Origin of the sequence: Amycolatopsis sp. CA-128772 (assembly GCF_002904295.1) — a bacterium.
Classification (GTDB): Bacteria; Actinomycetota; Actinomycetes; order Mycobacteriales; family Pseudonocardiaceae; genus Amycolatopsis.
Window position 1 is genome coordinate 123,387 of sequence record NZ_PPHG01000087.1, and the last position, 23,731, is coordinate 147,117.

The 23,731-nt window shown below is 73.1% G+C and carries 20 protein-coding genes and 1 pseudogene; 9 read left to right on the forward strand and 12 right to left on the reverse strand.

The features are described 5' to 3' along the window. Positions 1 to 18 precede the first annotated feature (18 nt). The 5 genes from menC to C2L59_RS38205 form a co-directional block, all read right to left on the reverse strand. Positions 19 to 1,122: an o-succinylbenzoate synthase gene (gene menC / locus C2L59_RS38185; protein WP_103354463.1), complete on the reverse strand. Its 1,104-nt coding sequence runs from the start codon at positions 1,120 to 1,122 to the stop codon at positions 19 to 21. Continuing rightward, positions 1,119 to 2,003 (reverse strand): GNAT family N-acetyltransferase, encoded by an 885-nt coding sequence (locus C2L59_RS38190; RefSeq protein WP_103354464.1) that lies wholly within the window; start codon positions 2,001 to 2,003, stop codon positions 1,119 to 1,121. The genes menC and C2L59_RS38190 overlap by 4 nt, the downstream gene beginning before the upstream one ends. Positions 2,004 to 2,034: 31 nt before the next feature. After that, positions 2,035 to 3,201: a M20 family metallopeptidase gene (locus C2L59_RS38195; RefSeq protein WP_233223914.1), complete on the reverse strand. Its 1,167-nt coding sequence runs from the start codon at positions 3,199 to 3,201 to the stop codon at positions 2,035 to 2,037. Then, on the reverse strand, positions 3,198 to 4,670 hold the full coding sequence (locus C2L59_RS38200) for an amidohydrolase family protein (protein WP_233223915.1): 1,473 nt from the start codon (positions 4,668 to 4,670) through the stop codon (positions 3,198 to 3,200). Before C2L59_RS38200 ends, C2L59_RS38195 begins: the two co-directional genes overlap by 4 nt. Before the next feature lie 144 nt (positions 4,671 to 4,814). Continuing rightward, a complete protein-coding gene (locus tag C2L59_RS38205; RefSeq protein WP_103354466.1) occupies positions 4,815 to 5,456 on the reverse strand; it encodes a TetR/AcrR family transcriptional regulator in 642 nt (213 codons plus the stop codon). A gap of 216 nt (positions 5,457 to 5,672) precedes the next feature. Between C2L59_RS38205 and C2L59_RS38210 the strand changes: the two genes are divergently transcribed. The 3 genes from C2L59_RS38210 (at position 5,673) to C2L59_RS38220 (ending at position 7,944) form a co-directional block, all read left to right on the forward strand. Further along, entirely contained in the window at positions 5,673 to 6,086 is a 414-nt protein-coding gene (locus C2L59_RS38210; RefSeq protein WP_103354467.1) for a DUF6010 family protein, read from the forward strand. Between the two features lies 1 nt (position 6,087). Next, on the forward strand, positions 6,088 to 6,288 hold the full coding sequence (locus C2L59_RS38215; protein ID WP_103354468.1) for a hypothetical protein: 201 nt from the start codon (positions 6,088 to 6,090) through the stop codon (positions 6,286 to 6,288). A 153-nt stretch (positions 6,289 to 6,441) separates the two neighbouring features. After that, positions 6,442 to 7,944: a hypothetical protein gene (locus C2L59_RS38220; protein ID WP_199199485.1), complete on the forward strand. Its 1,503-nt coding sequence runs from the start codon at positions 6,442 to 6,444 to the stop codon at positions 7,942 to 7,944. A 6-nt stretch (positions 7,945 to 7,950) separates the two neighbouring features. Here the strand turns inward: C2L59_RS38220 and C2L59_RS38225 are convergent, their stop codons facing one another. Beyond that, positions 7,951 to 9,183 (reverse strand): hypothetical protein, encoded by a 1,233-nt coding sequence (locus C2L59_RS38225; RefSeq protein WP_103354469.1) that lies wholly within the window; start codon positions 9,181 to 9,183, stop codon positions 7,951 to 7,953. Positions 9,184 to 9,417: 234 nt separating this feature from the next. On the opposite strand from C2L59_RS38225, the pseudogene C2L59_RS38230 reads away from it, so the two are divergent. Then, positions 9,418 to 10,380: pseudogene (locus tag C2L59_RS38230) on the forward strand (IS481 family transposase). Positions 10,381 to 10,517: 137 nt separating this feature from the next. Next, entirely contained in the window at positions 10,518 to 10,748 is a 231-nt protein-coding gene (locus C2L59_RS49530) for a leucine zipper domain-containing protein (RefSeq protein WP_370444815.1), read from the forward strand. A 138-nt stretch (positions 10,749 to 10,886) separates the two neighbouring features. Here the strand turns inward: C2L59_RS49530 and C2L59_RS38235 are convergent, their stop codons facing one another. From C2L59_RS38235 to C2L59_RS38250, 4 genes are read right to left on the reverse strand one after another with little or no spacing between them, the layout of a single operon-like run. Continuing rightward, a complete protein-coding gene (locus C2L59_RS38235; protein WP_103354470.1) occupies positions 10,887 to 13,088 on the reverse strand; it encodes an FtsX-like permease family protein in 2,202 nt (733 codons plus the stop codon). After that, on the reverse strand, positions 13,085 to 13,771 hold the full coding sequence (locus tag C2L59_RS38240) for an ABC transporter ATP-binding protein (RefSeq protein ID WP_103354471.1): 687 nt from the start codon (positions 13,769 to 13,771) through the stop codon (positions 13,085 to 13,087). The genes C2L59_RS38235 and C2L59_RS38240 overlap by 4 nt, the downstream gene beginning before the upstream one ends. Continuing rightward, positions 13,768 to 14,289: a PadR family transcriptional regulator gene (locus C2L59_RS38245; RefSeq protein ID WP_103354571.1), complete on the reverse strand. Its 522-nt coding sequence runs from the start codon at positions 14,287 to 14,289 to the stop codon at positions 13,768 to 13,770. The genes C2L59_RS38240 and C2L59_RS38245 overlap by 4 nt, the downstream gene beginning before the upstream one ends. A 43-nt stretch (positions 14,290 to 14,332) precedes the next feature. Beyond that, positions 14,333 to 15,226 carry an NAD(P)H-binding protein gene (locus tag C2L59_RS38250; protein WP_370444816.1) on the reverse strand — a complete coding sequence of 298 codons (894 nt, stop codon included), beginning with the start codon at positions 15,224 to 15,226 and terminating at the stop codon, positions 14,333 to 14,335. 259 nt (positions 15,227 to 15,485) lie between these two features. Between C2L59_RS38250 and C2L59_RS38255 the strand changes: the two genes are divergently transcribed. After that, positions 15,486 to 17,735 carry a PQQ-dependent sugar dehydrogenase gene (locus C2L59_RS38255; RefSeq protein ID WP_103354473.1) on the forward strand — a complete coding sequence of 750 codons (2,250 nt, stop codon included), beginning with the start codon at positions 15,486 to 15,488 and terminating at the stop codon, positions 17,733 to 17,735. A 30-nt stretch (positions 17,736 to 17,765) separates the two neighbouring features. Here the strand turns inward: C2L59_RS38255 and C2L59_RS38260 are convergent, their stop codons facing one another. After that, a complete protein-coding gene (locus tag C2L59_RS38260; protein WP_233223916.1) occupies positions 17,766 to 19,112 on the reverse strand; it encodes a sigma-70 family RNA polymerase sigma factor in 1,347 nt (448 codons plus the stop codon). Between the two features lie 240 nt (positions 19,113 to 19,352). Here C2L59_RS38260 and C2L59_RS38265 point away from each other — a divergent pair, with 240 nt between their 5' ends. From C2L59_RS38265 to C2L59_RS38275, 3 genes are all read left to right on the forward strand, one after another. Then, positions 19,353 to 20,825 carry an alpha/beta hydrolase domain-containing protein gene (locus tag C2L59_RS38265; RefSeq protein ID WP_233223917.1) on the forward strand — a complete coding sequence of 491 codons (1,473 nt, stop codon included), beginning with the start codon at positions 19,353 to 19,355 and terminating at the stop codon, positions 20,823 to 20,825. A gap of 157 nt (positions 20,826 to 20,982) precedes the next feature. Then, positions 20,983 to 22,569, forward strand: coding sequence for a fatty-acid--CoA ligase FadD8 (gene fadD8, locus C2L59_RS38270; protein WP_103354475.1), 1,587 nt, complete (start codon positions 20,983 to 20,985; stop codon positions 22,567 to 22,569). A 127-nt stretch (positions 22,570 to 22,696) separates the two neighbouring features. Then, complete coding sequence (locus C2L59_RS38275; RefSeq protein WP_103354476.1) at positions 22,697 to 23,440, forward strand: SDR family oxidoreductase; 744 nt, start codon at positions 22,697 to 22,699, stop codon at positions 23,438 to 23,440. Between the two features lie 4 nt (positions 23,441 to 23,444). Here the strand turns inward: C2L59_RS38275 and C2L59_RS49535 are convergent, their stop codons facing one another. Next, on the reverse strand, positions 23,445 to 23,675 hold the full coding sequence (locus C2L59_RS49535) for a hypothetical protein (protein WP_233223918.1): 231 nt from the start codon (positions 23,673 to 23,675) through the stop codon (positions 23,445 to 23,447). Between the last annotated feature and the right edge of the window lie 56 nt (positions 23,676 to 23,731).

A 23,731-nucleotide genomic window follows, 5' to 3' on the forward strand; every position in this document is an offset into this window, starting at 1 on the left:
GGGGAGCCTCTCAATGCGCTAGGCGAGCCAGGACTTCGCGGTGGTGACCTCGGCCAGCCGCTCGGGGATCGGGGTGACGCCGAGCCCGGGCCCGGCCGGCACCGGCAGCCGCCCGGCCTCGAGCACGAACGGTTCGGTGATGTCGGTGCGGTAGAACCGGTCCGACGCCGAGGTGTCGCCGGGCAGGGTGAACCCGGGCAGCGACGCCAGCGCGACGTTGGCGGCGCGGCCCAGGCCGGTTTCGAGCATCCCGCCGCACCAGACCGGGATGCCGTGCGCGGCGCAGACGTCGTGCACCCGCCGCGCCTCCAGGTAGCCGCCGACCCGGCTCGGCTTGATGTTGACGATCCGGCAGGCGCCGAGCTTGATCGCGTCGGCCGCCGACCGCGCGGACACGACGGTCTCGTCCAGGCAGATCGGCGTGCGGAGGTGCCGGGCCAGCTCGGCGTGGCCGAGCACGTCCTCCTCTTCCAGGGGCTGCTCGATCAGCAGCAGCCCGAACGGGTCCAGCCGTTGCAGCTGCGGGACGTCCGACAACGTGTACGCCGTGTTCGCGTCGACCTGCAGCAGGATCTCGTCGCCGAAGCGCTCGCGGACCGCGCGGACCGGCTCGACGTCCCAGCCGGGTTCGATCTTCAGCTTGATCCGCAGGTAGCCGGCGTCGAGGTAGCCGCCGACCACGTCCAGCAGCTGCGGGACCGAATCCATGATCCCGACCGACACCCCGCACGGCACGGAGTCCTTTGTGGACCCCAGCGCCGTGCCGAAGGAGAGGCCGTGCGCGCGCAGCTCGGCGTCGAGCACGGCCATCTCCAGCGCGGCCTTGGCCATCCGGTGGCCCTTGAACTTCGCCAGCAGCGGCGCCACGCGGTGCGCCGTCAGGTCCCCGGCGGCCAGCAGCGCCGGGACGAGGAAGGCCTGCAGCACGTGCTCGACGCCGTCGATGTACTCCGAGGAGTAGAGCGGGCCGGCCATCGCCCCGCACTCGCCCCAGCCTTCGCCCTCGGACGTCACCGCCCGCAGGAGCAGCAGGTCGCGGTCGGCCTGCGTGCCGAACGACGTCCGGAACGGGGCGACCAGGGGCATCCGCACGCGGAGGACTTCGACACCGGTGAGTTTCACGACGAGGACTCCCTGGCGATCACGTACCAGCCGGCCCGGTCGAATCCGGTGACCGAGGCGCCCTCGGCGAGCAGGCCGCCCAGCACCTCCCGCACGGCGACCCGCCACGCCCGGCTCTGCCCGGGGTCGGTGCGCCGGAGCGCCTCGACGTCCGGCGGCACGGCGACCAGCACCACCGGCGCGTCCGCGGGACCGGTCACCGGCGCGCCGCCGGGATCCGCCGCCAGTGCGACCGCGGCGCCGCGGGCACGCAGCGCCGCCACGTCCACCCGGCCCGGCCGGCCGGCGGCGGCCGTCCGGACGGGCGGGCTCGCCAGGTCCCAGGCGACCATCAGGCGGTCGGTGTCGCCCGCGCCGTTCAGGCCGTCGGTCATCGGGCCGTAGAAGTCCGGCAGGTAGCGCTCCGGGCGGGCGGCGAGCTTGGTCAGGTTGAAGTGGGCGTTGCGGCGCACCAGGGGGTCGAACGTCCAGGAGATCGTCGCGACGCCCTGCTCCAGCGCCCACGCGCGCTGGTGCAGCTTGAGCGCGAAGCCGATGCCGCGGCCGTGCCCGGGCGTCGCGACGCCGGCGATGTGGCTGTGCAGTCCTCCCTTCGCCGGTTCGCCGAAGAACCCGAAGCAGGCGCCGAGCAGCTCGGGCCCGTCGAACGCCCCGGCCACGTAGTTGCCCGCCGAGACCATGGCCCGCAGCAGTTCGCCCGTCACCAGCGGGTTCCGCGGGGCGCGTTGCCAGATCGACTCGAAGAGGCGGGACACGGCGGCCAGCTCGGCGACCTCGGTCAGGGTCCGGACGTGGACCCCCGAGGCCCTGGCGGCGCCGGCCGCCGCGGCGGCCGCCTCGTCCCGCAGCGGCGGGGCTGTGTTCGTCACGACTTCTGTCACCCCACCATCCTTTCCGGACAGCCGGCCCGGGTCACCGTTGTCCCGCACGGGATTCCCCCGGGGTGTTCGTCCGCGCGGACGAAGTCCCCTGCCGCAGAACGGTTTCGGTGAGCGCGGCGAGCAACGCGGTGCGCCGCGGCAGCTCGCCGACGACGACGTGTTCGTCGTCGGCGTGCGCGCCGCCACCCACCGCGCCGAGGCCGTCGAGCGTGGGAATGCCCAGTCCCGCGGTGAAATTGCCGTCCGAGGCACCGCCGACCGCGGCCTGGGTCAGCGGCCCCAGGCCCAGCCCGCCGGCCAGTTCGCCCGCGAGCGCGAACAATTCCGCCGACGCGGCCGCCTGCAGCGGCGGCCGGTTGATGCCGCCGCCGATCCGGATCCGCGCGCCCGGCAGCACCGGCGCCAGGCTCCGCACGGCCCGGTCGACGCGGTCCTGCTCGGCCGCGTCCCAGACCCGCGCGTCGACCGCGACGGTCGCCGCGGCCGGCACGGTGTTGGTCGTGGTGCCGGCGCTCAGCGCGGTGGGGACGACGGTCGTGCCGCGGTCCGGGTCGGCGAGCGCGGCCACCGCGAGGATCTGGTGCGCGACCTCGATCCCGGCGTTGACGCCCTTTTCCGGTTCGAGACCGGCGTGCGCGGCACGCCCTTCGACCTCGATCCAGTACCGGGAAACGCCTTTGCGGCGGGTCTTCAGCGCACCGCCGCCGGCCGAGGCTTCGAGCACGAACACCGCGTCGCAGCCGCGGGCCTCGTCTTCGATGAGCGACCGGGACAGCGGCGACCCGATCTCCTCGTCGCCGGTGACGAGGATGGCCACGCCGGCGCGGTCCGGCAGCGCCGCGACCGCGTGCAGGGCCATCACCACGCCGGCCTTCATGTCGAAACAGCCGGGGCCGCGCAGGATGCCGTCCTCGACGGAAAACGGGTGCGTCCGCAGCGAACCCAGCGGCCACACGGTGTCGTGGTGGCCGAGCAGCAGGACCCGCGGCGGGCCGTCGCCGAACCGCCACCGCAGGTGCGTGCAGCCGTCGGTGACCAGGCGCTCGGGTTCGGCACCGAGCAGCCGGCGGCCGATCCCGGCGACGACCTCGGCGCTGCGTGCGACGGCTTCGTGGTCCGACGACGGCGATTCGCAGCGGACGAGCGTTTCGATGTCGGCAATGAGGCCGGCGAGGAGGCCGGCGATGAGGTCGCTCACCGGCGCTCACCCCGCAGCGCCTTGCCGGGCAGCGCTTTCTCGTCGAGCCGTCCGTCCGCGACCAACCGAACCCCGCCGACGTACAGGTGCCGGACGCCCAGCGAAGGCCGGGTGGGTTCGGCGTAGGTGGCGGTGTCGGTGATCCGGTCCGGGTCCAGGACGACGAGGTCGGCGTCGGCCCCGGCGCCCAGGTGGCCCTTGCCGCGGGCGGCGGGCGCGACGTCGTCGAGCAGCCGCGAGGGCAGGTACGAACAGCGCCGGAACGCTTCGAGCCAGCTCCACGCCGCCGTTTCGCGGACCATCAGCCGCAGGGTCTTGGCGAAGGTGCCCGCGGTGCGCGGATGCGTCGTGCCGCCGGCCGGCAGCGGCCATTCGGTGCTTTCGGTGCGGCCGTCCGGCCAGTGGACGGGCATCGCGTCGCTGGCGACGATCGCGTCGGGGAACGCGAGCGCCTGGTGCAGCAGGGCGCGTTCGCGGGGGTTCCCTTCGTCGAGGAACTCCAGGAGGCAGGGCGCGCCCGGGTCGTCGCGGCGCAACTGGCGCAGGCGGGCTTCGTCGCGGACACGCTCCCCTGTTTCGAGGATGACCACGCTCGACGGGCGGAGTCCTTTCATCCGCAGGCGGTCCGGCTCGATGAAGGCGGCGCCGACCGCGGTGCTGCCCGCGCCGTAGGGGTAGGCCTCGACGGTGACGCGGGAGCCGGCGCGCCGGGCGTCGTCGAGGGTGGCGAGGACGCGGTCGACGTGGTGGCCGGAGGTGCTGTTGACGTGGCAGTGGTGCATCGCGGCGCCCGTCTCCCCCGCCGCGGCGGCGATCTCCGCCGAGCCGTCGACCGGGATCGCGGGATCGACCTCGACCAGCTCGCGGACGTGGGTGTAGGCCGGCACGCCGGCCATCGCGGCGAGGTGGGCGACGGCGAGGAACTCCGCGGGCGCGGTCTGCGGCGCGTACCCCATGAGGACGCCGATGCCCAGGGCGCCGGCCGCGAGTTCGGTGTCCAGCAGGGAAAGCCAGGCGGCCAGCTCCCGCGGCGACGACGACCGCTGCCAGGCGGGATTCCCGAGCACGGCCAGGCCGCTGTCGATGTTCGCGTCCGGCTCGATCCCGGCGAGCACCTGCGCCCGGGCGGCGCCCCAGGAGGCGGAGAAGCCGTAGTGCAGCGGCCGCCCGGCCGCGGCGGCCTCGGCGTAGGCCCGCTCGACGGGCATCAGGCCGGCTTCGAGGTCGAGCGCGGTGGTGACGCCGTCCATCGCCTGCAGCCGCTGCCCGGCGACGGAGTGCACGTGACTGTGCAAGTCGACGAACCCGGGCCCGACGACGAGCCCGCTGACGTCGACCTCGGTGGCATCGGGCCGTTCCAGCCCGGCGCCGACGGCTTCGACCCGGGCCTCGGACAGGAGCACGTCGGCAACGCCGTCGAACCCGCTCCCCGGATCGATGACCCGCCCGCCCCGCAAGAGTGTCCGCACCCGCCGCCTCCTCATCACCGCCGATCGAGGTGACGTTAGGAGGATTCGAGCCGCCGCCGTTCGTGCGCGACGACGAACTCGCGCGGCGAGATTGATCCGCCCGGACGAACCCGACCGTCCAGGTACGCGAACCGAGCGGCTGGGTCAGGAAGCGGGGGTCACCGGAGCCAGGAACAGGCCGGTGATGGCGTCGATCAGGCCCGTGCCCGCGTCGTTCCAGCTCGCGCGTGGGGTCGGTGTGCCCTCCGCCAGGGCACGCTCGCGCTCGGCCGTCATGTGGATCATCAGCTGGCGGGCCATGTCGCCGCGCTCGGCGCGGACGTCCGGGGGAAGGCCGTCCAGGCAGCGGTCGAGGCCCTCGACCGTGCGGGCCAGGACCGGGGACGCCAGCGACTCCTCCGCAAGGATCGCGCGCAGCGCCGGGTCGGTCATCACCTGGGCGCTGAACCGGGCGAACCAGGTCGGGGCGCCCAGCTCGTGCAGGTAGCTCGTCGACGGGCGGACCAGGCAGGCCACCCAGTCACGCAGGCCGGCGTCGGCGTCGATGCTCTCGACGAGTTCCTCGCGCAGCCGCTCGATGCGGCCGAAGTGCTTGCGGGCGATCGCCCGCACCAGGTCCACTTTGGTGCCGAAGTGGTAGTTGACCGCGGCGTTGTTGCCCTGCCCGGCCGCCTCGCTGATGTGCCGGTTGGACACCGCATGCACCCCGTCCTCGGCGAACAACCGCTCCGCCGTGACGAGGATGCTCTCCCGCGTGGCACTCGCGCGATCCGCCTTGACGTTCATCCACCCACCTTACGGACGCGGTCACCGGAGCCGGCCCAGCCCCGCTCCAGCGGCAGGCGCGGCATCCGCCGGACGCGGCATGTGCTCCGTGGTGGTCATGGCGCCAGCATACTCCGGTCTTAAATCAATCGATTGACGTAACTTGGCGGGAACCCGGTGGAGCGTGGCCGGACAGCCACTGGCCGCCCGCACGGGGAGTTCCTAGCGTCTGACCTCGTGATCGAGATCGTGGCGCCGATCCTCATCGGCCTCCTCTACGTCCTGCTGAACTCCCTGATCCCGGAACCGCACCGGCGGCGGTTCAACGCGGTGATGGTCGGCGGCGCGGGGGCCGCGTACCTCTCGGGCGGCGCGCTCGGGCCATGGGAGCTGGTGTTCTGCGCGGTGCTGACGTACGTGGCGTTCCGCGGGCTCGACTCGTGGACGTTCATCGGCATCGGCTGGCTGCTGCACACCGGCTGGGACGTGGTGCACCACCTGAAGGGCCAGCCGATCCTCCCGTTCGCGCACGGCTCGTCGTTCGGCTGCGCGATCTGCGACCCGGTGATCGCGATCTGGTGCTTCGGCGGGGGAAGGTCCGTGCGGGCGTGGCGGCGGGTTGGCAAGCCGCGGCCGGGGGTACCCGGGTGACATGAGCGCCGAGGTGGAACGCGCAGCGCACGCCTACTGTCCCCGCTGCAACCCGGACCCAGGCCCGGGCGACGTGATCACGGCGCTGTGCGGCGCCCGCCACCCGTACTACGGCCGCCGGGACCGGCCGGTGAACACGTGCCCGGCGTGCGTGACGCTGGCGTCGGCCAACGTCTACGCCTGCGGCCACCCCGGCGCCTGAGCTCCGCCCCGGAAACTCCTGCTCCCGCACGGACCGCAACCGGCTCGCGCGCACCCTCGCTCCGGCCACCCCGGCGCCTGAGCACACGTCCCCGGGCCCCGGAATCGGGTGTTCCGGAACCACCCGGCGAACCGACCACATACGCTGACCGGCATGAAGAGGGTGGGGATCGCCACGGCGACCGCGGCGGTGGCCGCGCTCGGGCTGGCTCTCGTCCTCGGTCTGCTGGGCGGAACACCGACCGGGGCCGGGGACAACGGGGATGGTTACCGGCTGTTCTGCGGGCCCGGGCTCACGCCCGCGACGCCGACGCACAAGGCGAGCTGGCTCGGCGGGGTCGTGCTGGACTTCGGGCGGGGTACGCCGTGCCCGGATCCGCAGCCCTCCAGTGCCGCCGTGCTGTTCGGGTCCGTGGCCAATGGGGACGGCGCGTTCAGCCTGCTCAAGCTCGGCTGGCTGTACGTGCTGCTGGTCTTCCTGGTCACCCTGCTCGCCGCGTGGGCGGTGCAGGCGCGCGGCACGCGGCGGCTGCTGTTCCTGCTCCCGCCGCTGCTGCCGCTGCTCGAACCGGCTTTCGCGCGGCTGTTCATCTCGACCTTCGCCGAACCGGCCGGGTTGTTCGGCGCCTACACCCTGATGCTCGGGCTCTCCGTGATCGCCGCGACGAAGGCCGGTGACGGCTTCGCGCGGCTGGCGGCGCTCGTCCTCGTCGCCGCCGGCGGGGTCGTCGGCGGGCTGGCGAAGATCGGCTTCCTGCCCCTGTTCGTGCTGGCCGCGCTCGTCTGCGCGGTCACCGCGGCCCGCCCCGGCGGCGGGCGGTGGTGGGCGGGCCGGCTCGTCGGGCCGGCGATCGCCGTGCTGCTCGTGCTGGAAGTCATCGCGCCGATCCGGGCGAACCTCGGGTGGCAGGAGCGCAACTACGCCGACGTCAACGCGGTCAACGTCGTCTACACCTTCACCCTCGCCGAGGTACCCGGCTCGGCGCCGCGGCTCGGCCTGCCCGAGTCCGCGCAGGACAGCGCCGGGCACGCGTACTACCCGGAAGGCCCCGAGGCGCTCGCCGGCTCGGACGTGCTGCTCGAAGACCCCAGCACCGTCAAGCACAAGGCGTGGGACGTGCTGCTGGAGCACCCGGGCGTGCTGGTACACGCGATCGGCATCGGCCTGCAGGCGACGCTCGGGCGGAGCCTGCCGTACCTGCCGGACCAGCCGTGGACCCCGGTCAGCCGGCCCCCGGACGGCTCGGCCCCGGTGAGCGGCGACATGGGCGGCGACGCGACGACGTTCCAGCAGTGGCTCGACGGGATGGGCATCCCGTGGCTGCCCGCCCTGCTCGTCGTCCTCGGTTTGGCCGCCGCGGTGGTGGCGCTGGTGCGGCGCCGCCACGCGACGACCCGCTACGGGATCGTCGCCGGCGTGGCCGTGACGAGCGCGCTCGGCATCGCGGCGATGGCGGTGGTCGGCGACGGGTACTTCGAGATCGCCAAGCACATGTGGCTGGCGGCGTACCTGCTCGACGTCACGGCACTCTCGCTGTGCGTCATGGTCGCGCCGATCGTGTTGCGGCGGGGCCGCGAACTGTGGCACCGCCGCCGCGGCACCGGGACGACGGTGCCGCCGGCCCGGGAACCCGAGCCGGCGGCGCCGATCAGCTGAACGCCGTCACGAAGCCAGCGAGGACAGCGGCACCGCGAACACCGAACGGCCGCAGGTCTGGTCCTTCGCCGTGCAGTCGGCCGTCGACCACTCCGACTGGGACCACACCAGGCCGGTCGACCAGTCGTAGGTCAGCGCCTCCGGGTGGACCGCCCAGCAGGCCGTCGTGCCGGTGCCGCAGGTGGCCGAGCTGCTCTTCGCCGTCGTCTGGGTCCAGAGCTGGCCGTTGATCGTGGCCGAGCTGTGGGCGACGTACCACTTGCCGTTGTTGGACAGCACGCCCTGCATGTTGCCCACGGAGCTGCGGAACGCCTCCGACGCAGCGCCGGTCAGCAGGTAGTCCGCGCCCGTCGGGAAGCGGTAGAGGCGGCCGTGGAGGCTCTGGTCGGAGAAGTACTCCGTCGTCACGATCGACGCCGGGGACGTGCTGCGGTCCAGCGACATCGACGAGAAGCACGGCACGCCGGTGTCGGAGGACATGCTGCAGGTGCCGCCCGCGTAGGTGTAGTAGCCGATCTGCATCATCGCGTACTTGTAGGTGTAGGCGGCATACCCGCCCGACGTCTTGCCGATCGCGTTGCTGGTCGTGTCGGTCATCTGCAGGATGTGCTTGGTGCTGAACACGCGGATGGCGGTCGACGTGCTGCCCTCGGCCGTCACGTAGATCTTGTCGCCGTACCAGGCCATCCCGCCCATGTGCGCCTGCGCGGCGGAGAAACTGCTGCCGGTGCTGTCCGGCACGGCGAGGTAGAACATCCGGTACGACGGCGAAGCCGGGTTGTCGTAGTTGATCGCTTGGATCCGCGCGTCGTTGTAGCGGCCGAGCGCGTCGGTGCCGTGCCAGCCGGACAGGATGATCTTGTCGTCGCCCCACTTGCCGTCGTCGTCGGCGTCCCCGGAGGTCGTGATGCCCTGCGGGCTCCACGTCGTCGTCCCGGCGCGGTCGGCGTCCCAGCACATCGACTTGGTGGCCACGGGTGCCTTGGGCAGCGCGGCCTTTTCCGCGCCGGTGCACCCGGTCATGTCGTAGCTGGTGTCGTTGACGACGGTGTTCAGGCTGACGTTCGGCAGCGCGTTGTCCAGCGCGCTCAGCGCGGCGGCCGGGGTGGCGTGCCAGACCAGGTTCTGCTTGGTCGTCGTGGTCAGCGGGTCGCTGTAGGCGGCGCTCGCCGCCCCGGGCAGCGCCAGTGCGCCGGCCGCCACGGCCAGCGCGAGGAGGAGTACTTTCCGGATTCGCATGGGCAGCAGTACGCCAGCCGGGGATCCAAATCCCGTACACCGGCGTTGTACACCTCGTGTACCGCCCGGCTCGATGCGGCTGGACGCTGACCGGGTAACCGGGCCTACCGGCGATCAGCCAGGCCCTAGCTGTACTTGGCCAGGACGTTGGTGGCGGGAAGGTGTTGGTTGACGTGGGGAGAGCCTCCGGTTGAGGTGTGGCTTGTCTAGGACCCACGCCAACCGGAGGCTCTCGTGTCTCACCGTAATGCCCGGACCACCTTCCTGGGCAGGCTGCTGATTGTCCAACGCCACCAGGCCGGATGGCCACAAACACACATCGCGTCCGCGATGGGGGCGTCCCGCACATGCGTGAAGACCTGGCTGGACCGCTACGCCGGCGAGGGCGAACCCGGGCTGCGTGACCGATCCTCGCGCCCGCACACCTCGCCCCGGCGGACCAGCAGCGAGCTCGAAGCGCGGATCGTGACGTTGCGGCAGCGTGAACGCCGCGGCCCGGACTGGCTGGGCCACGAACCCGGTGTCCCGACACGCACGGTGTCACGGGTGCTGGCCCGCCACCAGATCCCGCGGCTCGCCGCGGGAGGACCCGATCACCGGGCAGGTCATCCGGTCCAGCAAAACCACGGCCGTCCGCTACGAACGCGACCGGCCGGGCGAGCTGGTCCACATGGACGTCAAGAAGATCGGCCGCATCCCCGACGGCGGCGGCTGGCGAGCCCACGGCCGGGCCCAGCGGGAAGCCACCCGCGACCGCAGCCACAAGATCGGCTACGACTACGTCCACTCCCTGGTCGATGACCACTCCCGCCTGGCCTGCTCCGAATCCTCCCGGACGAGAAAGGACCCACCTGCGCTGCCTTCCTCACCCGGGCGATGACCTACTTCGCCGGCCACGGCATCACCCGGATCGAACGGTTGATGACCGACAACGCCCTGGACTTACCGCTGGTCACTGCGTGAGATCTGCGCCGAACACAGCATCCGGCAGACGTTCATCAAACCCCACTGCCCGTGGCACAACGGCAAAGTCGAACGCCTCAACCGCACCCTGAAAACCGAGTGGGCCTACCGCCAAGCCTTCACCAGCAACACCGAACAGTAGCCCTTGCACCCTGGATCGAGCACTACAACACTCAACGCCGCCACAGCGCACTCGGCGGTCACCCACCCATCAGCCGACTGCCACCAACCTGATGGCCAAGTACACTAGCTGTACTGACCACGGAGGCCTCCGGATCCGGTGTGGATTTCGACATCTGCACCGGCTACCTGCAGGCCCTCGTTTCCCACCGTAACGCCCCATTGTCTGAGATCCGCTGGCTCGGTGAGCCGTGGCTGACCGATGGTCACTGCGGCGAGCCGCCGAGCGGTTACCAGTTGCGGTCGCCACCGCGAAACGCTGGGCCGACCGCTACCGCGCCGAAGACACACCGCCGGCATCATCGGCCGCTTCTCGCGGCCCCGGAACCGCCCACACCGGACGCCCACCCGACTCGAGCGGTGGGTTCCGGCCGGGTCTCCGGCCGGCCGGTCCGCCGCCACCAGCACGACGGCCCGGGTGATTTCACCGACCGCGCCACCGTTCTGCAGCACGGGAACGCCACCACCGCAGCCCCCTACCGCTACGGCGACCCAAGATCGGGTCGAGCTCCCTGGCCCACCCGCCGGCCGCGTCACCAACCCTACGGGTCAGCCACCCCCTACTCCTCCCGTAGGTGCTCCAGGCTCGCGGTGCGCCACAGGGCCGGCAGCGTCACCGCGGTCACCAGCAGGACCGCCGCGGCCGCTGTTGCCACAAGGACGACGATCGTCGCCGGGTCGAACACCATCGGGCGGTGCGCCACCAGCGTGAGCAGCAGCCAGTCGAGGGCCAGGCCGGCGAGCACCGCGACCGCCGCCGCTACCGCCACCGGGATCGCCAGCTGCCACAGCAGGGAGCGGGCTAGCACTCCGCGTCCGACGCCGTTCGCCATCAGGGCGGCGAAGATGCTTCGCCGCTCCCGCAGCTGCTCCCACGCGGCGATCAGCAGGCTGCCCGCCGCGAACAGCAGCACCAAAACCGAACCCACCGACAGCACCCGCGTGATCAGCGCCGAGGTGCCGTCCCGTTCCGTGTCCAGCGAGCTCACTATGCCGTTCCAGCCCACGAGGTTCCGCACCCGCTCGACGACCTCCGGCCCGGCGGCGGGGATCGTCGCGTTCGCGCTCAGTGCGACACCCGTCGCCGTGGCCAGTGCGGCCGGCGTGACCAGCAGGGGCGCTCCTTCCTGCGCCGTCACGTGGTATCCCGCCGCCGGTACTGTCCAATGTGGAGGCTTTGTGCGGTCGGCGCCGTCGGACCAGAGCCGGTCCCCGGGTGCGATGCGGTCCGTCGCGTAGACGTCTCCGTCGCGGCAGCCCGCGATCGCGAGTTCGGCGCACGTCCGCACGGCGAGGGAAAACTCCTCCCCCGCCGCGTTCTGCAGCAGGCCGTGGGTCTCCACCGGCACGCCGGCCAGCCCGGGCAGCGCACGCAGGGCCGTGGCGAATTCCCGGGCGCCGGCCACGCTCGGGGCGAAGGCGGTCGCCAGCACGCGGACATCTCCCGACGGGGGCCGGTCGCTCTCGGTGCGGGCGTAGACGCCCTGCAGGGCAATGGATCCGGCCAGCACCACGGCGATGCCGCTGACCAGGCGCGCGGCCGTCGCGCTGTCGAGCTGGAGCCGGCGCACGGCCAGCAACCAGGCCGGCGAGCCGCCGCCGAGCAGACCCGCGACGCGCTCCACCAGCCACGGCAGCACCACCGGAACCGCCGCGAGGACCAGCACCACGCCCGCGATGACGAAGGGATCCCGGGCGTCTTCCGCGCCCAGCCGGCCGGCGAGCAGCGCCCCGCCGGCGGCCAAGGGCAGCAGGCGCCACCACAGCTTCCGCCGGACGCGCGTCCCGCGCCGCACGACCCCCAGTGGCTCGATGACGACCTTGCGCAGGGCGAAGACGGCCGCCGCGCAGGCCAGCAGCGGCAGCGCCACCAGGACCGGGCCGCCGAGGCGCCAGTCCGGGACGACGTCGGCGGCGAAGATCCCGCCCCGGAACGCGGAGACGGTGATCCGCGGGACGAGCACGCGCACGAGCAGGAACAGCCCCGCCCCGACGGCGAGCCCGGCGAACGCGCCGAGCAGCGCCTCGCCGGCGGCGATCCGGCTGACCTGGCCGCGGTCCGCGCCGACCAGCCGCACGGCGGCCAGCCGCCGGTCGCGGGCGGCCGCGGCGAGCCGGGTGCTCGCGACGACGAAGACGAACACCGGGACCAGGCACGTCGTCGCCCCGACCACGACCAGCAGCGCCTCCAGGGGATCGAGGCCGCGCCGGATCGGGGCGCCGCCGAACCCGCTCACCGGGTGGGCCTGTGACGGCCTGGCGAAGCTCTCGGTGCCGACGTAGAAGTACAGCTCGTTCGGCCCGGTCAGCCCGGTGTCGCCGATCGTGCCGATCACCCGCTGCGGAAACCGCGGGCGCAGCAGTTCCCCCTCCGGGGACCGCAGGAGGGCCGCGAGCGCCGGGGAAAGCACCGCCTCGCCGGGCCCCGGCAGCCGGTCGACGCCCGGGGCCGCGGGCCGCCGCGGCCCGGTCGGCTGCACGAGGTAGCCCTGCAGGCCCCGGCCGCGGAACTCGTCGGTCCGCTGGACGGCGCGGACCGGATCGACGCCGTCGACGGCCTCGGCGACGGGCGTGCGCGCGGCCGAACGATCGGCCCGCGCGGCCAGCATGTGCGGCAGCGACGTCGCACTGAGCAGGACGACGACCCCGAGCCCGACGCCGGTCGCGGTCAGGGCCAGCCGCGCCCACGCGGTCCGCGCGCCACCGCCGCCGAGGGCGAGCCGCAGCCCCAGCGCCAGGTCGCCCGGCCAGCGCCGGCTCACCGGGTCACCTCGAGCTGCCTCGTCCGGCCGTCGCGTACGACCACTTCGCGGTCCGAGTACGCCGCGACGCGGGCTTCGTGCGTCACCAGAACCACCGCCGCGTCGCGCTCGCGGGGCGCCGTCGTCAGCAGCTGCATCACTTGCTCGCCGTTGAGCGAGTCCAACGCGCCGGTCGGCTCGTCGGCGAACACGACGCGGGGCGCCGTCACCAGGGCCCGGGCGACGGCCACCCGCTGCCCCTGCCCGCCGGACACCTCGCCCGGCCGGTTACGTTCGATCGCGGACAGGTCCAGTTCGGCGAGCACCTCCCGCGCCCGCTGCGCCGCGACCCGGCCGCGGACACCGTTCAGCCGCAGCGGCAAGGCCACGTTCTCCAGGCAGGTGAGCTCCGGGACCAGCCGGCCGAACTGGAAGACGAACCCGAACTCGGTGCGGCGCAACGCCGAGCGCGCCCGGTCGGTCATCGCGGCCAGGTCCGCGCCCAGGTAGCGGACCGTCCCGGAGTCCGGCCGGACGATCCCGGCCAGGCAGTGCAGCAGCGTCGACTTGCCCGCCCCGGACGGGCCCATCAACGCCACCACCTCCCCCGCGCGCACCCGCAGGTCCGCGCCCGCGAGCGCCTCGGTGGACCTGTACGCCTTCCGCACGCCGGCGGCCTCCAGCAGGACCTCGCCGGCGCTCACGCGACCTCCTCCGCCAGCCGGCCGAGCCGGGCCGCGGTCAGTTCCAGCCACCGGAGGTCAGCCTCGAGGTGGAACAGCGCGTGGTCGCAGATCAGCTGGTCGACGAGGTCGCCGCCGGTCTTGCGGCGGGTCAGCTCGCGCATCGCGTCGAGGTGGGCGGCCCGCTGGACGTCGAGGACGTCGGCGGCGGGCCGCCCGGACAGCAGGGCGAGCACGACCTTGGTGTACAGCGTGTTCTGCAGGTAGGCGTCCGGCTTTTCCGGGGTCGCCAGCCAGCTGCCGACGTCGGCGACCCCGGCGTCGGTGATCGCGTAGCGCTTCCGCTCGGGGCCGCCGTCCACCTCGACGCCGTCGGCCTCGACGAGACCCTGCTTCAGCAGCCGGGCCAGCGTCGAGTAGACCTGGCCGTAGTGCACCCGGCGGTCGTGCCCGAAGCGGTCGTCGAAAGCCCGCTTCAGGTCGTAGCCGTGCCGCGGGCCGTTCTCCAGCAGCCCGAGCAGGGTGAGTCCGATCGACATGCCGACCACTATACACCGCGTGTATAGCCGGAGTGCATAGTGATCACCCTTCCGGGAGCGCGGCGGCCAGCACGGCCTTCAGCGGCGTCGCCGGCCGGCCCAGCAGCGCCTCCAGGTCGGGCCCGGCGGCGGCGAACTCGCCGCGGCGGGCGGCCCGGAACATGCCGAGCAGCAGCTCGGCCCGGGCGGCCGGAACGCCGTGGCCGGTCAGGGTGGCCACCCAGTCCTCGTCCTCGGCGACGACGCGCCGGATCGGCCGGCCGACGAGCTCGCCGAGCAGAACGGCGACGTCCCGGAGGTCGAGGGCCACCGGCGCGGTAAGCGGCGGCGTCGGCCCGTCGAACCGGCCCTCGCCGGCCAGGACGATCGCCGCGGCTTCGGCCAGATCGGCGTGCGCCGTCCACGCGACCGGCCCGTCGGCCGGCGCGACCAGCTCCCCGGTCCGCAGGGCCTCGCCCAGCAGCAAGGGCACCGTGCTCGCGTAAAAGCCGTTGCGCAGCGCGGCGTACGGCGCCTCCGCCAGCCGGCGCTCGGTCGCGGCGTGGTCGGCCATCGGCGCGAACAGCGAATCCGCGGCCGCGGCCTGGTGGCTGGTGTACAGCACGCGCTTGACCCCCGCGTCACGCGCGGCCTCGATCGCCGCGACGTGGTGCGCCACGGCCGCGTCGCCGGTCTCGTCGGTCGAGACGACGAGGACCTGCGCCGCCCCCTCGAACGCCCCGGCCAGGGAGGCCGGATCGGCGAAGTCGCCGCGGCGCACGCGGACCCCCTGCGCGGCGAGCCCGGCCGCCCGGGCCGGGTCCCGGACGCTGACGCCGATCCCGGCCGCCGGAACCCGCTCGAGCAGCCGGGCGACGACCTGCGAACCGAGCTGCCCGGTGGCGCCGGTGATGACGATCATGGTGAACCCCGCTCTGTTGACGATGATACTACCCACGTTAGCATCATCGTTAGCATGCATAAGTTACCACTGGAACCGAGCGGTCCCGCGCACCGCGATCGGCGGTGAGTTATCACCCTTCAACGGGATTACGCGTTTCGTGCACATTTTTGCCTGTGGTGTAACAACTTTCGGACTTCCCGCGCCATACGGGACGGCGCTCGCGCCAGTCCGGTCCCCGCCGTACGAGGAGTTCGTGATGGGTTCTCGTCGTTTCCTGGTTCCGCGAAGATCAAGACGTACGCTGGCGGCGGGGGTGATCGTGCCCCTGGCCGCAGCCCTGGCCGTGGCCGTCGCCACCGCGGCCCCCGCCGCCGCCGCCGTGCCCGCCGGGTTCACCGACACGGTCGCGATCGGCGGCCTCAGCTCGCCGACCGCCGCCGCGTTCGCCCCCGACGGGCGGGTGTTCGTCGCGGAGAAGAGCGGCCTGGTCAAGGTGTTCGACTCGCTCGCCGACCCGACGGCGACCGTGTTCGCCGACCTCCGCACCCAGACGCAGGACTTCTGGGACCGCGGCCTGCTCGGGCTGGCGGTCGACCCCGCCTTCCCCGCCCGGCCGTACGTCTACGTCTCCTACACTCTCGACGCCGAACCGGGCGGGACCGCGCCGCGGTGGGGCGACACCTGCCCGACGCCGCCGGGCGCGACCGACCAGGGCTGCGTCGTCACCGGCCGCGTCTCGCAGCTGACGATGGGCCCGGCCGGCACCGCGGCCAGCGAGAAACCGCTGGTCACCGGCTGGTGCCAGCAGTTCCCCAGCCATTCGGTCGGGGCGCTGGCCTTCGGGCCGGACGGCGCCCTGTACGCCGGCGGCGGTGACGGCGCCAGCTTCAACTTCGCCGACTACGGCCAGGTCGGCAACCCCTGCGCCGACCCGCCGTCGCCGGCCGGCACGAACCTGACCCCGCCGGCCGCCGAAGGCGGGGCACTGCGGTCGCAGTCGCCGCGACGCGCCGCCGGCCAGCCGGTGCTGCTCAACGGCGCGCTCCTGCGCATCGACCCCGACACCGGCGCCGGCCTGCCCGGCAACCCCTTCGCGAGCAGCGCCGACGCCAACGCCCGCCGCGTCATCGCCTACGGCTCCCGCAACCAGTTCCGGTTCGGGTTCCGGCCCGGGACGAGCGAACTGTGGGCCGGTGACGTCGGCTGGAACACCTGGGAGGAGATCAACCGGGTCGCCGACGCCGGCGACGGCGTCGCGGAGAACTTCGGCTGGCCGTGCTTCGAAGGCAACGCCCGCCAGGCCGGGTACGACGGCGCGAACCTCGACCGGTGCGAGTCGCTGTACACCGCGGGCGGCCAGACCGCGCCGTACTACGCCTACAACCACAACGCCAAGGTCGTCGCGACCGACCCGTGTCCCACCGGCGGCTCCTCGATCAGCGGGATCGCCTTCGAAGCCGGCAGCAACTACCCCGCCGAGTACGCCGGCGCGCTGTTCTTCGCCGATTCCTCCCGCGGCTGCATCTGGGCGATGCAGACGGTGGGCGGCCAGCCCAGCGCGAGCCGCCTGGTGCCCTTCGTGACCGGCGTCAGCACGCCCGTGCAGGTGCTCACCGGCCCCGGCGGGGACCTCTTCTACGTCGCGCTGGGCAGCGGCGAGCTGCGCCGGGTGAGCTACCCCGGCGGCACGAACCGGCCGCCGGTCGCCGCGGCCACGGCGACGCCGTCCAGCGGCCCGGCGCCGCTGACCGTCCAGTTCGACGGCACCGGCTCCACCGACCCGGACGCCGGAGACACCCTGACCTACGCGTGGGACCTGGACGCGGACGGCGCCTACGACGACTCGACGGCCCCGCGGCCCACCTGGACCTACGCCACCGCCGCGGCGGTCGACGCCGGGCTGCGGGTGACCGACTCCCACGGCGCGTCGGCGGTCACGACGGTCCGGGTCACCGTCGGCACCCCGGCCGGGCTCGACCCGGTCCCGGTCATCGACACCCCGAGCCCGGCGCTGACCTGGTCGGTCGGGCAGACGGTGGCCTTCTCCGGCCGCGCGGTCGACCCCCAGGACGGCGACCTGCCGCCGTCGGCGCTGTCGTGGCGGCTCGCCATCCGGCATTGTGCGGCCAACGGCACCTGCCACACCCACAACGTCCAGGACTTCCCGGGTGTCGCCGCCGGATCGTTCGTCGCGCCGGACCACGAGTACCCGTCGTACCTGCAGCTGACGCTGACGGCGACGGACTCGACCGGCCGGACCGGCTCCCGGACGATCGACCTGCAGCCGAAGACGGTGACGCTGAACTTCACCTCGAACCCCAGCCAGGCGATGCTCACCGTCGGCGGGACCCAGCAGCGCACCCCGTTCTCCCGGACGGTGATCGCCGGCTCGACCAACTCGATCAGCGCGAACAGCCCGCAGAACCTGCCGCCGCTGAACACGAAGTACGCCTTCACCAGCTGGGCGCACGGCGGGGCGCGGACGCAGAACATCGTCGCGCCGCCGACGTCGGCGACCTACCAGGCGAACTACCGGCTCTGCTGGCTGCTGCAGCCCTGCTGAGCGGGGTGACCCGGCGCCGCGGGCGCCGGGTCACTCTCCGGGGTTCTTCGTCTTTTCGGCCTTCTTCGACTCTTTCGCCGATTCCTTCGCCGCCTTCGACGACTCCTTGGCGGCCCGTTTGGACGACTTCGCGGCCGGATCGTTCCCGAGGCCGTTGCCGTTGTTGCCGTTCCCGTTGTTGCCGTTTCCGTTGCCGTTGTTGCCGGTGCCCGCCGCTCCCGGTTCCCCGGACGCCGTGGATCCCGGCGACTCCCCCGCCGGCTGCTGCTCACCGGTCGTCACCACGCCCGTGCCGCCGGGCACCGGCGTGACCTGCCCGTCCGGGCCCGGCTGGACGTCGCCGGGCGGGACGCCGGCGCGCGAGCCGGCCTGCGGTCCGCTCCGCCCGGGCTGGCTCGTCGTGCCGTCACCGGGCACCGGCGGCGACGGCGCGTCGCCGGCGGTGCTCGCGCCGATCGTCACCGTCGTGACCAGCGCCGCGCCCGCGGCGGCCACCTTCGCCGCCGTGGCCCACGACAGGGCCGACGCACCGGTGCCGGTGGCTCCGGCCGCGGCGCCGGCGGACGCGAGGGACCCGGAGGCCGACAACCACTGCGAGACGATCGGGACACCCAGGATCAGCGGGGCCACCGCGGCGGGCAGCTCCGAGTTGAGCTGCCGGAGCCCGGCGGCCAGCTCCCGGCAGTCCGCGCACCGGTCGAGGTGGGCGGCGATCCGGTGCGCCTTGTGGTCGGAGATCCCGTCGCGCACGAACTTGGCCAGCTGACCGGAGATGTTCTTGCAGGTGCGCCGCCGCGCCTCGGGAACGTGCTGGTCCAGGTAGGCCTGCCGCAGGCCCTCGCGGGCGCGGTAGGCCAGCGCGGCGACCCCGTTCGGTGTCATCCCGAGGTCCTCGGCGATCCGGGCGGGCGGGTCGCCGTCGATCTCGGTCCGCCACAGCACCGTCCGCCACCGCTCGGGCAGGCTCGCGAACGCGTCCACGGCCACCGTGGCGTGCAGCCGGCTGCCCACCGGTTCGTCGCTCCCGGCGCCCGGCAGCACGTCCGGCACCTCGGCCACCAGCGAGACGGCCGAGTCGCGCCGGCGCCAGCTGATCATCGTGTTCCGGATGGTCGTCAGCAGGTACGGGCGGAAATCCTCGTCCGGCCCCTCGCCGGAGCGCAGAATCCGTAGTACGCGGGTGAATCCTTCGGCGATCAGGTCCTCGCGCTCCGCCTGGTCGGCCGCGATCGCGGCCGCCACCCGGCGGGCGGCGACGAGGTGCCGGTCGTAGAGCTCGCCGTACGCCGCGATGTCCCCACCGCGGACCGCCGCGATCAAAGCCGCATCGCTCGGGGCGTCCGTCGTCCCGGCCGCCGCCGGCGCCACTTCGGTCACCACACCCCTCTCACCGTGCGGATGCACGTGCAGAACGTCCGGAGATAGTCGCGCAACGAGTGACACCTGCGCAAGGTTGCGGCGCCGAAAGGCTTTTCCCGGATTTCTCCGGTCCCGAGCAACCGGCGCGCGGACTTGTCACTTCCCTGAGCGTTCCCCGGCGGGTTCCGGGCGGTTCGCGGGTGCCGCGTTGCCCAGGATCGTACCGGCGAGTAGAAGACGAAGGCGGTGGCCACACCGGTGACCACCTACTGTCCGATGTGGACGGTGAAGAGCCTGGAGCCGCTCCGCACCGGCCACCACCAGAAGGGTTTCCCCATGCGCAGAGCCCTGCTCGTGCTACTGACCGTGCTCCTGCCGTCCCTGGTGACCACCGGGATCGCCCAGGCGGCACCGGCCGCCGCGCCGACGGTGACGGCGGTGCCCGCGAACGCCGGCCGGGGCTGGCCGGTCAGCGGCGCCCAAGGCGTCCTGGACCTCGCCGCCCGCGGGTACGTCGAGGAGGAGTACCTGCTGTCCGGCCAGGCCGACACGTTCGACCAGGCCGGCCTGTGGACTGACGACGGCCGCTGGGCCACCCGCGTGGCCAGCACCGGCAACCCGTACACCACACGGATGGTCGTGGTGCGGCCGCGCGACGCCGCGCGGTTCACCGGCACGGTCGTGGTCGAATGGCTCAACGTCAGTTTCGGCGTCGACATCCCGGTGGACTTCTCGCAGTCCTACGAGCACTTCATCCGCGAGGGCTACGCCTACGTCGGGGTGACGACCCAGAAAGCCGGGGCCGACAAGCTCAAGAGCCTCGACCCCGCCCGCTACGGGGCGGTGAGCCTCAGCGGGGATGCGCTTTCCTACGACGTTTTCGCGCAGGCGGCCCAGGCGGTCCGGGCGAATCCGCAGTTGCTGGGCGGCCGGACGCCGTCGGTCGTACTGGCCACCGGGCACTCGCAGTCGGCGCTGCGGCTGACCACCTTCGCCAACGCGGTCCAGCCGGTGCGCCGCAGCTACGACGGCATCCTCATCCACGGCCGGGCGGCGCCGGCCGCTCCGATCGGCGAAGGAATCATCGGCCCGCTGTCGGCGCGGATCCGCACCGACCTCGGCGTCCCGGTGTTCGTCCTGCAGTCGGAGACCGACGTCATCGCCTCGGCCTCGGTCCGGCAGGACACCGCGCTGGTGCGGACCTGGGAGGTGGCCGGCACCGCGCACGCCGACCGGTACGGCCTCGACCTGTACAACGCGGCCAACGCCCGGGACCGGTCCATCAACGACGGCGCCCCGACGACCTGCGACAAACCGGTCAACAGCATGACGTTCCGCTACGCGGAGAACGCCGCGTTCCGCTACCTGGACCGCTGGGCGCGCGGCGGCGCGGCCCCGCCCACCGCGACGCCGATCGCGATGCTGCTCAACCTCGTCATCCTGCGTGACGGCGACCAGAACGCCCTCGGCGGCGTCCGGCTGCCGGACCTCGCCGTCCCGGTGGCGTCCTATTCGCCCAACAACAGCGGCGGCAACGTGGCGGGCGCGTGCCTGCTGCTGGGCACGACGACGCCGCTGACGCCGGCCCGACTCCGGCAGCTGTACCCGGACCACGCCGCCTACGTCGCCAAGTTCACCGCGGCGGCGGACCGGGCGCTGCGGGCGGGCTACCTGCTGCAACCGGACCGCGACGAGGCCGTGGCCCGCGTCCAGGCCGCCCCGGTGCCCTGACCCGCAACCGTCCACAAAGGATTCCGGCGGGCCCGTTCGTCGGCCGGGCCCGCCGGAACCCGTTCCGCTCCGCCGGCAAGCTGACAAACCCGGACCCATCCGCGTATGGTGTCGAAAACAGTAACATGTTCTAGTTTGACGCCGCGGAAGGACCGGGATGGACGAGCAGGCGATGCGGTACCCCAACCACCTCGGCCACCTGGTGGTTTCCGCCCTGAAGCGGCACCGGGACAAGCCGGTCATGGTGCTGGGCGACACCACGATGACCGGGGGCCGGACCGCCGAGCAGGTCAGCCAGTACGCGCAGGCGTTCGAGGCCCTCGGCGCCGGCACCGGCGCGCCGGTCGCGCTGCTGTCGTTGAACCGGCCGGAGGTCCTGCTCATCATCGCCGCCGGCCAGCTGCAGGGCTCGCGGCGCACGGCGCTGCACCCGCTGGGGTCGCTCGACGACCACGCCTACATCCTCGCCGACGCCGGCATCACCACCCTGATCATCGACCCCGTGCCCGCCTTCGTCGACCGCGCGCTCGGCCTGCTCGAGAAGGTGCCCGGGCTGACCCAGGTGCTCACCATCGGGCCGGTGCCGGAGGGGCTGGCCCACGTCGGCGAGGACCTGACCGCGACGGCCGCGACGTTCGAGCCCACGGAACTGAAGCCCGCCGTGCTGCCGCCGGACCAGGTCGTCTCGATCACCTACACCGGCGGGACGACCGGCAAGCCGAAGGGCGTCATGGGCACCGCGCAGGCGATGACCACGATGACGCAGATCCAGCTGGCCGAATGGGAGTGGCCGGAGGCGCCGAAGTTCCTCATCTGCACCCCGCTTTCGCACGCCGGTGCGGCGTTCTTCGCACCGACGCTGCTCAAGGGCGGCTCGCTGGTCGTGGTGCCGAAGTTCGACCCCGCCGAGACCCTGCGGATCATCGAAGAGCAGCGGATCACCGCGACCATGCTCGTGCCCACCATGCTCTACGCGCTGATGGACCACCCGGACTCGCGCACGCGGGACCTGTCGTCGCTGCAGACGGTGTACTACGGGGCCGCGTCGATCAACCCGGTCCGGCTGCGCGAGGCGATCGACCGGTTCGGGCCGATCTTCGCCCAGTACTACGGCCAGTCCGAGGCCCCGATGGCGATCAGCTACTTGGCCAAGGGCGACCACGACGACGCGCGCCTGGCCTCCTGCGGCCGCCCGTCGGCCTTCCTGCGCACCGCGCTGCTCGGCGCGGACGGCACCCCGGTGGCCCCGGGCGAGCCGGGCGAGATCTGCGTGGCCGGTCCCCTGCTCGCCGGCGGCTACTGGAACCTGCCGGAGATCACCGCCGAGACGTTCCGCGACGGCTGGCTGCACACCGGCGACGTCGCCCGCGAGGACGAGAACGGCTTCTGGTTCATCGTCGACCGGGTGAAGGACATGATCGTCACCGGCGGGTTCAACGTCTTCCCGCGCGAGGTGGAGGACGTCGTGGCCGAGCACCCGGCGGTCGCCCAGGTGGGCGTGATCGGCACGCCGGACGACAAGTGGGGCGAAGCGGTGACGGCGGTGGTGGTCCTGCGGCCGGACGCGGACGGCGACCTCGAGCGGCTCACGGCCGAGATCCAGGCGGCGGTCCGGGAGCGCAAGGGCCCGGTGCACGTGCCCAAGCAGGTGATCGTGGCCGCGTCGCTGCCGATGACCGGGCTGGGCAAGCCGGACAAGAAGGCGTTGCGCGCCCAGTACGAGCCCCGCAGCGCCGGCGTGTAGGCCGTTATACGCAGTCCTCCCTTCGGGCGAAGCGACCTCCGCTGTCACGAACCGGCGAGCACGCTCGTCCCCGTGATGTGCAGCCGTCCGGGACCACCGGGCGGCGCCGGACGGAGGGAACAGGCGCATGAAGGTCGTCGTCATCGGCGGGACCGGTCTGATCGGCCGGAACCTGGTGCCGTGGCTGGCCGGGCAGGGCCACGAAGCGGTGCCCGCGGCGCCGAGCACCGGAGTGGACACCCTGACCGGCGAAGGGCTGAAGGAGGCATCGCGGGGCGCGGACGTCGTGGTGGACGTCTCGAACTCGCCGTCGTTCGCCGACGACGACGTCATGGCGTTCTTCCGCACCTCGACCACCAACCTCACCGAAGCCGCCGCGGAGGCAGGCGTCGGGCACTACGTCGCGCTGTCGGTGGTGGGCACGGACCGGCAGCCCGGCGTCGGGTACTTCCGGGCGAAGGTCGCGCAGGAGCAGCTGATCGCCGGGTCGGGGCTGCCCTATTCGATCGTGCGCGCGACGCAGTTCTTCGAGTTCGCCGGCGGGATCGCGGACGGCTCGGCCACCGACGGGGTGGTGCGGCTGCCCGGTGCGGGTGTGCAGCCGATGGCGGCGGCCGAGGTGTCCGCGGCCGTCGGCCGGGCCGCTGCCGGCGAACCCACCGGCGGTGTCAGCGAGGTCGCCGGCCCGGAGGTCTTCGGGCTCGACGAGTGGGTGCGCACCGTGCTGACCGCGCGCGCCGACCCGCGGCCGGTGGTCACCGACCCGCAGGCGCCGTACTTCGGTGCCGTGCCGGGGCCGGCGGACCTCCTGCCGGGGCCGGGCGCGCGGCTGGCCGGGACGACGCTCGCGCAGTGGCTCGCCCGGCCGTGACGCGCTACGCGCCGTCGTGGTCCGGGTCGGCGTTGAGCACGATGCAGCCGACGTAGCCGTCGCGTGCCCGGGTCACCTTCAGCAGCAGGCTCGGCCGGTAGATCGAGTCGTTGTCGTTGAAGGTGTCCCGGCCGGTGCGCTGCGCGTCGGGCTCCCGGTCGGCGGCGGGCGGGGTCCCGCCCCGCCGCTCGACGCCGCCCTGCTTGTCCTCACGTATGCGTCGTCGAGCGGTCACCGAAAGCGAGCAGGTACGCTGGCGGCGTCATACTCAATTAATTGACTACCTGAGGT